Consider the following 12764-nt stretch of genomic DNA (forward strand, 5'->3'; position numbering starts at 1 on the left):
CCGGAGACTACTCGGTGGACTGGCGACGTGCCCGGGTTAGAGGGCGCCGGACGCGCGCCGGATACCAGCGACCTATTCTGCCAGATCCGCTGCCGATCGCACGCATCGGACCCGTACACCGTCTCGCCGGTGACCTGGAACACCGCTCACCGCACCGGCGGTCGGTCCCACCCCGGCGGCAGTTCGTCCGGTACGCCCCACTCTGGCGGGGGCGTGAAGTCGCACCAGGTGCCGTCGAACGGGAAGACACCGGCCTCGGCGAGCACGATCACCCGCTCCCCCTCGGCGCGGACCGCCTTCTCGTCGGTCACCCAGTAGTCGGCGCCGAAGGCGAGCCGCTCGACGAACTCGCCCTCGTCCTTCCACTCCCAGCGCAGGTCCGGCCGAACCACCACGTCCAGGTCCTGGTCCACCACGTCGACGCCGGCCACCGGGCCGTCGTCCCAGCGGACACCGGGCTCCTCCAAATTGACGTACCAGTGGGTGAACCGGCCCTGGTCGTCCCGGAACCACCAGACGGAGTGCGCCGCCCCGGCGGGCAGAAACTTCAGCAACGGCGGACCATTCCAGCGCCCGTGTGCCAGCCGGTAGGACGACGAGACCCACTGGGCGAACGGCACCGCCCGCATGTTGAGCCCGGCCTCGGTCACCTCGTGGGCCACCGGCGAGTCCCGGGCGATCCACACCAGCAGACCGCGTTCGTCGTCGCTGACCACGCGGGCCGGCCGGACCCAACCGATCCGGCCGTGCCGCACGTTGCGGTGCATGATCAGCCGACCCGGCTCGAACCGGTCGACAGGGTTGCCCGGCCGCACCTCAGTAGGCGCGGGCGAGAATGGCGATCAGGTCCGACTCGTCCTCCGAGTCCGGTACCGAACCGTCGGCGCGCAACAGGCAGCGCACCGTGACGCCCTGACCGTTGGCCTCCGCCTCGCCGGCCACGCCCACGGCCGACCACGGCACCCGTGCCCAACCGGTCGCGGCGGCCTCGATCGCCTCGGCGAGGGTGGCCACCTCCACCGTGCGGGACTCGCGGTTGGCCAGCGCCTGGTCGTGCAGCACCTGCTGATCGGTCTCCAGCGCGGCCAGCACCGCGGCCACCACGTCGGCCACCGGCGTCGGGGTCTTCGAACCGTCGGTCCGACGCACCACCGTCGCGTTGCCCACTGCCAGGTCGCGGGGGCCGACCTCGACGCGTACCGGATAGCCGCGCAGCTCGGCGTCGACGGCCCGGCGGCCGAACGGCGTGTCGGTCCGGTCGTCGAGCGCGACCCGGACACCGGCGTCGCGCAGGCCGTCGCGCAGCTTGGCCGCCGCCTCGCCGACGCCGTCACCATCCTTGACGATCATGACGTACGCCTGGATCGGTGCCAGCTTCGGCGGCACGCGCAGACCGTTGTCGTCGCCGTGGGCCATGATCAGGCCACCCAGCATCCGGGTGGACGTGCCCCAGGAGGTGGTCCAGGCGTGCTCCCGGCCGCCCTCCTTGGAGGAGTAGCTGATGTCGAACGCCTTGGCGAAGTTCTGCCCCAGCTCGTGGCTGGTGCCCAGCTGGAGCGCCTTGCCGTCGCCCATCATGCCTTCGCAGGTGTAGGTGGCCGTCGCGCCGGCGAACCGCTCACGCGCCGTCTTCAACCCCACCACCACCGGGATGCCGATCACGTTGACCATCAGGTCCTCGTACGCCTCGTGCAGGATCCGCCGCGCGTACGCCCGGGCGTCCTCGCGGGTCGCGTGCGCGGTGTGCCCCTCCTGCCAGAGGAACTCGCTGGTACGCAGGAAGATCCGCGGACGAAGCTCCCACCGGACCACGTTCGCCCACTGGTTGAGCAGCAGCGGCAGGTCCCGGTACGAGTCGATCCACTTGGCCATGAACTCGCCGATGACCGTCTCGCTGGTGGGCCGGACCACGATCGGCTCGGCCAGGGGCTTGCCGCCACCGTGGGTGACGACCGCCAGTTCCGGCGAGAAGCCCTCGACGTGTTGCGCCTCGCGCTTGAGGTAACTCTCCGGGATGAACAAGGGGAAGTACGCGTTCTCCGCACCCGCCGCCTTGATCCGAGCGTCCATCTCAGCCTGCATACGCTCCCAGATGGCGTAGCCGGCCGGTCGGATGACCATGGTGCCGCGAACAGGGCCGTTGTCGGCCAGCTTCGCCTTGGCGATCAGGTCCTGGTACCAGCGGGGAAAATCCTCCGCACGGGGAGTGAGCACGCGTGCCATGACCGCACATCCTATGCGCCACGCGGGCGGACACCGCGTCCGGGAGTCGCCACGCCCTGCCGCGCCCCCGCCCGCGCCGCCGCCGGGTCCGCACCCGCACGCGCACAACTTCCCGGATGTTGCGGCCTCAGGTGCTCAGGAGGCAGCAGCATCCCCGATGTTGCGGAGATCGGCCCGACGCCGCCCGAGCGGCGCGGCCCAACACGGCGCGACTCAACACGGCCCGACCCAAGCCGCGCGACCCGAGCGGCGAGGCACGACCCGGCCGGCTCGGCCCGGCCCGGCGGTGTCGTGCTCGCGGGGGGGGTCAGCGGACGACTCGGCCGCGGAGGATCGTGCGGGACGGGGCCCGGACCACGCGCAGGTCGCTGCGGGGGTCTTCGGGGTAGACGGTCAGGTCGGCGAGGCCGCCTTCGACCAGGCCGGGGAAGCCCAGCCATTCGCGGGCACCCCAGGAGGCGGCGGCGAGCACGTCGATGGGTGCCATGCCGGCCCGTTCGTGCAGCAGCAGCATCTCCTCGGCGGCCAGCCCGTGGTCGATGCCGCCGCCGGCGTCGGTGCCCACGTAGATCGGCACCCCCGCCTCGTGGGCGGCACGCACCACCTCGGGGAAGCCGTCACGCAGCGCGAGCATGTGCTCGGCGTACCCGGGGAACTTGCCCCGCGCCTGCTCGGCGATGCCCCCGAAGGTGGCAATGTTGATCATGGTGGGGACCAGTGCGGTGCCCTGGCGGGCCATCTCGTCGATCAGGTCGAGGGTGAGCCCGGTGCCGTGCTCCACCGAGTCGACGCCGGCCCGCACCATGATCTCGACGGCCGTCTCGGAGAAGGTGTGCACAGCGGCGCGTACCCCGGCGTCGTGGGCGGCCTGGACGGCAGCGGTGAGGGTGTCCGCGTCCCAGGCCGGGGCGAGGTCGCCCACGCCCCGGTCGATCCAGTCGCCGACCAGCTTGATCCAGCCGTTGCCGGCCCGCGCCTGTGCGGCCACCGTGGCCGCCACGTCGGTGGCGTCGACCTCCACGCCGATGTCGCGCAGGTAGCGCTTCGGCGGGGCGACGTGCCGGCCCGCACGGGCCAGTCGCGGCAGGTCCGGCTCGTCGTCGAGTTCCGGGTACGGGTACGGCGAGCCGGCGTCGCGGATCGCCAGCACCCCGGCGTCCCGGTCGACGTGGGCCAGCTCGCGGGCCTGGTCGAGCGAGGTGATCGGGGCGCCACCTCGGGCGATGCCGATGTGGCAGTGCGCGTCGACCAGCCCGGGCAGGACGAAGCCGCCGTCGACGACGGTCTCCGCACCGGGGACCGGGGTGAAGGTCACCCGGCCATCGACCAGCCAGAGATCCCGGACCTCGTCGTCGGGGAGCAGCACACCGCGCACATGAAGAGCCATGCGCACAGTCCTACCCGATCACTCCCCGTCGGGGCGAGCAGGTCGTTCTTCCGGCTGCGCCGGATCAGTCGCCCGCCGTCACCGACACACGTCAGCGCGGGCCCTTGTCGCCGCCCTTGCCGAGCTTGTTGAAGTCGATCTTCGGAAGCTTGAAGCCCGGCGGCAGACCCTGGCCGCCGGCGAGGTCGTTCGGGTCCATCCCCGGCGGGAGCTGCGGCATGCCGCCCGGGAAACCGGCGGGCATCCCGGCGCCGGTGCCGGTACGCGGACGACCGCCGCCCTTGGTGCCCTTGCGCTTGTTCTTCGGCGACTTGGTCGCCTTGCGGCGGCCACCGCCGGGCAGGCCCATCATGCCGCCCATCTGCTTCATCATCTTCTGCGCGTCGGAGAAGCGGTTGAGCAGTTGGTTGACGTCCATCACGGTGACCCCGGAGCCGTTGGCGATACGCGCCCGGCGGGAACCGTTGATGATCTTCGGGTTGGTGCGCTCGCCCGGGGTCATCGACCTGATGATCGCGGTGACCCGGTCGAAGTGGCTGTCGTCCAGCTCGGCGAGCTGGTCCTTCATCTGCCCCATGCCGGGCATCATGGCCAGCACGTTGGCGATCGGGCCCATCCGCCGCACCGCGATGAGCTGGTCGAGGAAGTCGTCCAGGGTGAACTGCTCACCGCCCATCAGCTTGGCGGTCATCTTCTCCTTCTGATCGGAGTCGAAGGCCTGCTCGGCCTGCTCGATCAGAGTGAGGACGTCGCCCATGCCGAGGATCCGGCTGGCCATCCGGTCGGGGTGGAAGACGTCGAAGTCCTCCAACTTCTCACCGGTGGAGGCGAACAGGATCGGCTGCCCGGTGACCTCGCGGACCGACAGCGCGGCACCACCACGGGCGTCGCCGTCGAGCTTGGAGAGCACCACACCGGTGATGCCGACACCGTCGCGGAACGCCTCGGCGGTGCGGACGGCGTCCTGACCGACCATCGCGTCGATGACGAAGATGACCTCGTCCGGCGAGACGGCGTCGCGGATGTCGGCGGCCTGCTGCATCATCTCGGCGTCGATGCCCAGCCGGCCGGCGGTGTCGACGATGACGATGTCGCGGGCGGCGCGCTTCGCGTGCTCGATCGACGCGCGGGCCACCTGCACCGGGTCACCGGTGCCGTTGCCGGGCTCCGGGGCGTACACCTCGACACCGGCCCGGCCACCGAGCACCTGGAGCTGCCCGACGGCGTTGGGGCGCTGGAGGTCGGCGGCGACGAGCAGCGGCTGGTGGCCCTGGGTCTTGAGCCAGCGGGCCAGCTTGCCGGCGAGGGTCGTCTTGCCGGAGCCCTGGAGGCCGGCCAGCATGATCACCGTGGGCGGCTGCTTGGCGAACTGGAGCCGTCGGCCCTCGCCGCCGAGCACGTTGATCAGCTCGTCATTGACGATCTTGATGATCTGCTGGGCCGGGTTCAGCGCCTGAGAGACCTCGGAGCTGCGCGCCCGCTCCTTGACGGCCGCGATGAAGCCCTTGACCACCGGCAGCGCGACGTCCGCCTCCAGCAGCGCGAGGCGGATCTCGCGCGCGGTGGCGTCGATGTCGGCGTCGGTGAGCCGCCCCTTGCCGCGGAGCTTGGTGAAGATCCCGGACAGGCGGTCACTCAAGGTGTCAAACACGCGAACATCCCGTTTGTCAGTGTTCCGGCGGGCACAACGCGGCCGGCACTGCGGAGTCCGGCCACCGCTAGGGTAGCCGCCCGGCCGCAGGGCCGCTGGCGGCCCGGGCCTCACCCCGAGACCAACCCCGATTGGTACGCGAAGACGACGAGCTGGGCCCGGTCCCGGGCTCCCAGCTTGCCCATCGCCCGGCTGACGTGGGTCCGCGCGGTCGCCGGGCTGACCACCAACCGTGCGGCGATCTCCTCGTTGTTCAGTCCCTCACCGACCAGGCCGACGACCTGACGCTCCCGATCGGTCAGCGCATCCAGTCGGGGGTGCGGGCGGAGCACCCGGGACGGCCGGGTGGCGAACTCCCGCACCACCCGACGGGTCACCGACGGCGACAGCAGTGCCTCCCCCTCGGCGACGAGCCGGATCGCCCGCAACAGCTCCGCCGGCCTGGTGTCCTTGGTGAGGAACCCGCTCGCACCGTGCCGCAGCGCGTCGAAGACGTACTCGTCCACCTCGAAGGTCGTGAGCACCACCACCCGAGTACCGGTCAGGTCGGGGTCGGCCACGATCCGACGGGTCGCCTCGATGCCGTCGATGCCGGGCATCCGAATGTCCATCAGCACCACGTCCGGCCGCTCCCGCCGGGCCAACTCGACAGCCCGCAGGCCGTCCGCCGCCTCGCCGGCAAACGTCAGATCGTCCTCGCTCTCCACGAGCGCACGCAGCCCGAGCCGGACCAGGTCCTGGTCGTCGGCGATCAGCACCCGGATCATCTGGCCGACCCCACGGGCAGCCCGGCGTACACCCGGAACCCGCCACCGGCGCGCGGCCCGGTGGTCAACCGCCCGCCCAGCGCCGCGACCCGCTCCCGCATCCCGGCCAGACCGTGACCACCCCCCAGGTCGACCGGAGTCGCCCCGGCGCCCACCCCCCGATCAGTGACCTCGACCGTCAGCTCGTCGGCGCGGTAGTCCACAGTCACCTCCGCGCTCGCCACCCCCGCGTGACGCAGCACGTTCGTCAACGCCTCCTGCACCACCCGGTACGCGGCCAGGTCGACCGCCGCCGGCAACTCCCGGGGGTCACCGACCACGAGGACCTCGACCGCGAGCCCCGCCCCGGCGAGCCGGTCACGCAGCGCCGGCAGTCGGGCCAGACCGGGTACCGGCTCGCGCTCGGCACCCCGCCGCACCGCCCCCAGAGTCACCCGCAGCTCGTCCAGCGCCTCCCGGCTGGTCCGGCTGATGGCGGTCAGGGCCACCTCCGCCTGCTCCGGCCGCTTCGGCAACAGGTGCAGGGCGATCTCCGCCTGCATGCTGATCGCGGCGAGCCCGTGGCCCACCACGTCGTGCACCTCCTGCGCGATGCGCAGCCGCTCCTCGTCGGCCTGCCGGCGCGCCTGTTCGGCACGACCGCGGGCCTCCTCGGCACGGGTACGCGCCGCCGCCTCACGACTCACCCGTACCACCACCCCCACCGCGAACGGTACGACCACCCACGCCGACGCGGGCAGCACTCCCGTCCAACCCGGCGCCGGCCCCCGACCGAAGAAGACATGCGCCAACAACAGAACGAACGCGCCCACGGTGGCGAGCGCCGCCGGACGCACCGCCAGCCGGACGGCCACGGTGTACACCGCGACCAGGAACGTGACGAGAATCGGCCCGTACGGGTAGCCGCTCAGCAGGTACGTCGAGGTGGCCACCGTGACCACGGCCAGGGTGACGACCGGGGCGCGCCTCCGGACCAGCAGGGCCAACGCGGCGACGGCGATCAGCACCCGAGAGGCGGCGTCCACCGGCCTCGACCCCGGCTGATTGTCCCCGGCCAGACCGGTGGCGAGCAGCCCGAACCCGAGCAGCACCAGGGCGAGCACGGCATCCGCCGCCACCGCTGGCCGCCGCCAGTGCCCACCTCGTCGCATGGTGGTCATTCTGCCCGCGCCGAAGCCCCCCGACGTGCGCCCACAAGCGGCCCCGCCCCTACGCCCCCCGACGTACCCCACCCCCCGGCCCCGTCCCTCCTGCCCCCGCCGATCTTGCACTTTGTGTTGTCGAGATGTGGCTTTTGCGCAGTATGCGGGGACAGAAAGTGCAAGATCGGCGGGGAAGTGGGGCGGGAACGCGCGAGAGCGGGGTGACAGGCACGGAAAGGCGCGGAAGTGGAGCAGGAGGGGCGGAAGGGGCGCGGGTGAGCGCGGGCGCAGAGCCTTAGAGCAGGAGGGCGACGGGCGGGAAGGGTTAGACGGCGGCTAGGACTGCGGCTTCCAGGCGGGCTCGGGTGGCGTCGTCCGGCCAACCGCCGACGAGGTAGAAGGCGTCGACCACGTCGGCGCCGAGGGTGGAGATGCGGGCCGCGCGGACCAGGGCACCGGCCTCGTCGAGCGCGCAGGTGACCCGGTAGAGCAACCCGGCGGCGTCGGCGGCGCGCAGTTCCAGCAGCACGGCGTCGGTGGCCGCCTCGCGGTGCCAGACCACCCGGGGAGCCGCGCCGCCGCCCCGGCTGGCGAGCGCACGGCCGCGTAGCCGTTGGGTGACCGAAACGTCGCCGGCGACCGCACGGCGCAGGTCGGCGCGGAGCGGGACCGGGTCCGGGGGGAGGCCGTAGCGGGGCTGTACCCGACATTCGACAAGGGCTCGGCCGTCGACGGCGGAGGCGTCCGCGGAGATGACTTCCAGCCGGTGCAGCGCCAGGCACCCGGCCACCGTGGCGAGCAGTCCCCGCCGGTCCGCTGCCGCGACGGACACCCGGTCGCCGGTCAGGTGGACGACCGGCAGGGGCCCGGCCAGCAGCTCCGGGTCCGGGGCGGGCGGTTCGGGGAGTACGCCGGTGTCCAGTGCGGTGCGCACTCGCGCGACCAGTTCGGCGACGAGTCGGCCCTTCCAGTCGGACCAGGCTGCCGGCCCGGTCGCCGCCGCGTCGGCGCGGACCAACGCGTGCAGCAGGTCGAGGGTGCCGGTGTCGCCGACCGCTTCGGCCACCGAGGCGATGGTGACGGGGTCGCTCAGGTCCCGGCGGGTGGCCACGTCGGGCAGCAGCAGGTGCAAGCGGACCATCTTGCCGATCAGTTCGACCTCCGGGGCGGGCAGACCGACCCTGGTGGCCACCGCCTGGGCAACTGGCACACCGACGGTGCTGTGGTCGCCGGGAAGGCCCTTGCCGATGTCGTGCAGGAGGGCGCCGAGCAGCAGCAGGTCGGGGCGTTCCACCTCGCGGGTGTGTCGGCTGGCTTCGTGGGCGGCCTGTACGAGGTGCCTGTCGAGGGTGAAGCGGTGCACCGGGTTGTGCTGCGGCAGGCTGCGCAGCCGGGTCCATTCGGGCAGCCAGCCGTCGACGAGCCCGTACCTGTCGCAGGTCTCCCAGGCCGGCACCAGGCCGGCGCCGGCGCCGAGCAGGGTGATCAGCGCGGCCCGGGCCTCGGCCGGCCAGGGCGCGGGCAGCGGCGGGCAGTACGCCGCCAGCCACTCGCAGGTGGCTCGCGCGATGGGGATTCGGGTCGTGGCGGACGCGGCGGCGAGTCGCAGTGAGAGGCTCGGGTCGGGGCGTGCGCCGATCGCTGTGCGGGCGAGCACCAACTCGCCGTCGTGTTCCACCACGTCGCGGGCGACCGGGCGACGGGCCGGGCGGCCGTTTCCGCCTCGGGAGCGCCCGGAGCGCAGCCGGTCGGCGGCCCGGAAGGCGTCGTCCAGGGCGTGGCTGACGGTACGGGCGTCACCGGCGACCCGGCGCAGCAGCGCGTCACCGTCTTCCACGACGGCTCCAGGCTGCCGCGCGGCGTCAGACGCGCCGGGCTGGAGTTGTCGTAGGCCGAGCAGGGTGGCCACTCCGTCGCGTTCCTGGGCGACCAACCTGTCGACCCGGCGGCCGACCTGCTGGTGGAGTGCGTCGCGGGTGTCCAACAGGCGTAGGTGGGCGGCGCGTACGGCGGGTCGCAGCGCGTCGGTGATGCCGGCGGCGGAGATCGCCCGCAGCAGCCCCACGTCGCGCAGTCCTCCGGCGGCCTCCTTGAGGTCGCCTTCCAGCAGGAAGGCCAACTCGCCGTGGGCCTGCCAACGGGTCTCGGTGACCTCGCGCAGGCCGGAAAGGTGCCGGACGGCGGTGCGCCGCCAGTGGTCGGCGGCGGTGCGGATCAGCGCGTCGGCAAGCGCCTGGTCCCCGACGACGAGCCGGGCGTCGAGGAGCCCGAGGGCGACCTTGACGTCGTCCTGCGCCACCGAGAGCGCCTCGGCGACGGTGCGTACGGAGTGGTCGAGCCGCAGGCCCGCGTCCCAGATCGGGTACCAGACCTTGGCGGCCACCTCGTCGGTGCCGGGCACCCCGGCGTGCAGCAGCACCAGGTCGAGGTCGCTGTACGGGGCGCACTGCCGTCGACCCAACCCTCCGACAGCCAGCAGCGCCAGACCGTCCCGGGCTGGCAGCAACCCGCGCAGGAACGTGTCGTAGGCGTCAGCCCGCCCCCGTCGGGACGCTTCCCCGATCCCCCCGGGAACGCCGACGACCTCGTTGATCAAGACGTTCGCGTCACCGTCATCGCCGGGTCCTGACGCGTTCTTCTTGATCAACGAGGTCATGTCAGTAGTAGTCGCGGTCAGAGGGCGTCGAGGCCGCGCTCGCCGGTACGTACCCGGACGACCTCTTCGACACCGGTGACCCAGACCTTGCCGTCACCGATCTTGCCCGTGCGGGCCGCTCCGACGATGGCGTCCACGACCTTGTCGACGTCGATCTCGTCGGTGAGCACCTCTACCCGGATCTTGGGCAGGAACTCGACCGTGTACTCGGCACCCCGGTAGACCTCGGTGTGCCCCTTCTGCCGTCCATACCCCTGAACCTCGCTGACGGTCAGCCCGGCCACCCCGAGGGCGTGCAGGGCCTCCTTCACCGCGTCCAGTTGGTACGGCTTGATGACTGCGGTCACCAGCTTCATGTCCAACCCCTCCATCCCAGGAACGTTAACCGGCGACCTTTTCGCTTACCGGCTCGGCGGACTCCGCCTCCGGCTTGGCACCACTCGTCGTGCCGCCACCGGGGGTGCCGATGCCGGCCATCGCGAATGCGCCGCCCGTGCCGCCGCCGGCCGGGGACAGGTCGTAGCTGCTCTCGGCGTGCTCGGCGATGTCGATGCCCTCGACCTCGGCCTCACCCTTGACGCGGAAGCCGATCGTCTTCTCGATGACGAAGGCGAGCACCCAGGCGACACCGAACGACCAGGCGGTGACGATCAGGCCGGCGAGGGCCTGCCGCCCGAGCTGGGTCGCACCGCCGCCGTAGAAGAGGCCGTCGGAGGCACCCACCACGTCGGTGATGGCCGCGTTCACCGAGTTGGTGGCGAAGAGGCCGAGCCAGAGCGAGCCGATCCAACCGCCGACGAAGTGCACGCCAACCACGTCGAGGGAGTCGTCGTAGCCGAGCTTGTACTTCAGGCTGACGGCGAGCGCGCACACCACGCCGGCGACGATGCCGAGCAGGACGGACGCCCACGGGGCGATGAAGCCACAGGCCGGGGTGATGGCGACCAGACCGGCGACGGCGCCGGACGAGGCACCGACCATCGTCGGCTTGCGGTCCTTGACCCACTCGACAGCGATCCAGCCGAGCACCGCAGCCGCCGTGGCGAGCTGGGTGTTGATGAAGGCGAGACCAGCGACCGAGTCGACGGTCAGCTCCGAGCCGGCGTTGAACCCGAACCACCCGAACCACAGCAGACCGGCACCGAGCGCGACGAGCGGGATGTTGTGCGGCTTCATGCCCTCCCGCGGCCAACCGAGCCGCTTGCCGAGGACGAGGGCCACGGCCAGGGCTGCCGCACCGGCGTTGATGTGCACCGCGGTGCCACCGGCGAAGTCCAACGCGTGGATGTCAGCGCCGATGATGCCGCCACCCCACACCCAGTGGGCGACCGGGAAGTAGACCAGGGTGGCCCAGCCGAAGGCGAACAGCAGCCAGCCGGCGAACTTGGCCCGGTCGGCGATGGCACCGCTGATCAGCGCGACGGTGATCACCGCGAAGACCATCTGGAAGGCCATGAACACGTAGAGCGGAATCCCGATGCCGCTGGGGTTCTCCGCCGTGGCACCCCACAGGTCGGTCTCGGCGAGGAACGTCTTGGTGCCGAGGTACGCGCCCGGGTCACCCCAGAAGCCGTTCACGTCGGTCCCGAAGGCGACGCTGAATCCGTAGAACCACCACAGAATAGAGATGAGCCCGATGGCCGAGAAGCTCATCATCATCATGTTGAGTACGCCCTTGGCCCGGTTGAGGCCGCCGTAGAACAGCGCCAGTCCGGGGGTCATGAGCAACACGAGCGCGGTCGAAACCAGCAGCCACGTAGTATTGGCGCCGTCGATCGTCGGTGCTTCAGGCACGCTGGCCTCCTAAAGGTGAAGTCCTCCTTCGCGGCTTTCCGGGGCAGCGTCGCCCGTAGGCCGGTTGCGCGGAAGCTTCGCGGCCGGCTGTTTCACTTTGGGTCCCGTGCGGGTTTCCGTTTCGTGACGGGTTGTTTCGTACGTGTCACGAAGTCCGCACAGTCAGCAGCATGGACGAGTGTGGATCAACCGGACGGTGGACGTCGATGGCTGACCGGTCAACCGCATCGACCGGTGCGCGTGACGGGACCGGCCAGGCATCGACCGACAGGCGCTCAGCGGAGGGCGTTCTCCAGGGCGTGCCGCTCGTAGTCGAGCAGCCGCAGATCGCGCATCGGCCGACGCAGGTGGCCCTTGTGCACGATCCGGACGAACGCCGGCTCACCCGCTGCCGCCATCCGGCGGATCCCCTCGACGTGGTCCACGATCCGCTTGCGGATGGTCCGGATCAACCGGTGCCGGTCCCGGGGGATCAGCCCGTACGCGTCGGCGAAGAGCCGGAGTCGGCGGGGCCGGTCCGGGTGCTTCCACCCGAGGGTGATGGAGTCACGGTCCGCGAAGATCGGCACCCAGGTCCAGGCCGCGTACGCCACGTCGTAGATCCGCGCCCCGGGCGAGGCGAGGTCGAAGTCGATGAGCCCGAGGGTGCCGTCCGGACGCCAGATCACGTTGTGCGGCGCGGCGTCGTGGTGACAGATCACCTCGGTGTCCGGTGGTGGGGGCCCGAACGAGCGCCAGACCGCCGCCTGCGGAGGGGTGAAGCCGTACTGCGCGTCGTGGAACATCCGCAGCATGGTGGCGACGGTGACGAGCGCCTCGTCGGTGACCCAGTGCGGGGCGAGCGGATATTCCCCGCACTCCCCTTCCAGGTACGACAGCACCTCACGGTTGCGTTCGTCCATCCCGAGCGCCCGGGGGGCGCCGGTGAACCCGACGTACTCCAGGTGGCGCAACAGCGCGTGCACGGACGGGGTCCACGGTCCGGCGTTGCGCCGGACGGTGTCACCCACGCGGACAACTGTGCTCACGTTGCCGCCGTGCAGCGGGATCTCCTGCGAAGTCACGTACGGTCTCCCGAGGCGCTGCGAGGGATGGCCGGGGTCGCGCCAGCCCGCGTACGCGCGATCGTCGGTGGTCACCCGAG

General features: G+C 71.6%; 10 protein-coding genes. All 10 read right to left on the reverse strand.

The genetic code is table 11. The annotated features are described in order from the left end of the window. Positions 1 to 146: 146 nt before the first annotated feature. Positions 147 to 767: a DUF402 domain-containing protein gene (locus ABZ406_RS00265; RefSeq protein ID WP_357755451.1), complete on the reverse strand. Its 621-nt coding sequence runs from the start codon at positions 765 to 767 to the stop codon at positions 147 to 149. A gap of 49 nt (positions 768 to 816) precedes the next feature. Continuing rightward, a complete protein-coding gene (proS, locus tag ABZ406_RS00270) occupies positions 817 to 2223 on the reverse strand; it encodes a proline--tRNA ligase (RefSeq protein WP_357754572.1) in 1407 nt (468 codons plus the stop codon). 307 nt (positions 2224 to 2530) lie between these two features. After that, entirely contained in the window at positions 2531 to 3610 is a 1080-nt protein-coding gene (locus tag ABZ406_RS00275; RefSeq protein WP_357754575.1) for an amidohydrolase family protein, read from the reverse strand. Positions 3611 to 3701: 91 nt separating this feature from the next. After that, on the reverse strand, positions 3702 to 5261 hold the full coding sequence (gene ffh, locus ABZ406_RS00280) for a signal recognition particle protein (protein WP_357754578.1): 1560 nt from the start codon (positions 5259 to 5261) through the stop codon (positions 3702 to 3704). A 110-nt stretch (positions 5262 to 5371) separates the two neighbouring features. Continuing rightward, positions 5372 to 6028, reverse strand: a complete 657-nt coding sequence (locus tag ABZ406_RS00285) for a response regulator transcription factor (protein WP_357754582.1) — start codon at positions 6026 to 6028, stop codon at positions 5372 to 5374. Continuing rightward, positions 6025 to 7179, reverse strand: a complete 1155-nt coding sequence (locus ABZ406_RS00290; protein ID WP_357754585.1) for a sensor histidine kinase — start codon at positions 7177 to 7179, stop codon at positions 6025 to 6027. The genes ABZ406_RS00285 and ABZ406_RS00290 overlap by 4 nt, the downstream gene beginning before the upstream one ends. Before the next feature lie 316 nt (positions 7180 to 7495). Further along, positions 7496 to 9826, reverse strand: a complete 2331-nt coding sequence (locus ABZ406_RS00295) for a [protein-PII] uridylyltransferase (RefSeq protein ID WP_357754588.1) — start codon at positions 9824 to 9826, stop codon at positions 7496 to 7498. A gap of 17 nt (positions 9827 to 9843) precedes the next feature. After that, entirely contained in the window at positions 9844 to 10182 is a 339-nt protein-coding gene (locus ABZ406_RS00300) for a P-II family nitrogen regulator (protein ID WP_172862163.1), read from the reverse strand. Between the two features lie 25 nt (positions 10183 to 10207). Continuing rightward, complete coding sequence (locus ABZ406_RS00305; protein ID WP_357754591.1) at positions 10208 to 11620, reverse strand: ammonium transporter; 1413 nt, start codon at positions 11618 to 11620, stop codon at positions 10208 to 10210. 275 nt (positions 11621 to 11895) lie between these two features. Further along, positions 11896 to 12759 (reverse strand): aminoglycoside phosphotransferase family protein, encoded by an 864-nt coding sequence (locus ABZ406_RS00310; protein WP_181539524.1) that lies wholly within the window; start codon positions 12757 to 12759, stop codon positions 11896 to 11898. Positions 12760 to 12764 lie beyond the last annotated feature (5 nt).

The organism is Micromonospora sp. NPDC005710, assembly GCF_040630995.1.
GTDB lineage: Bacteria > Actinomycetota > Actinomycetes > Mycobacteriales > Micromonosporaceae > Micromonospora.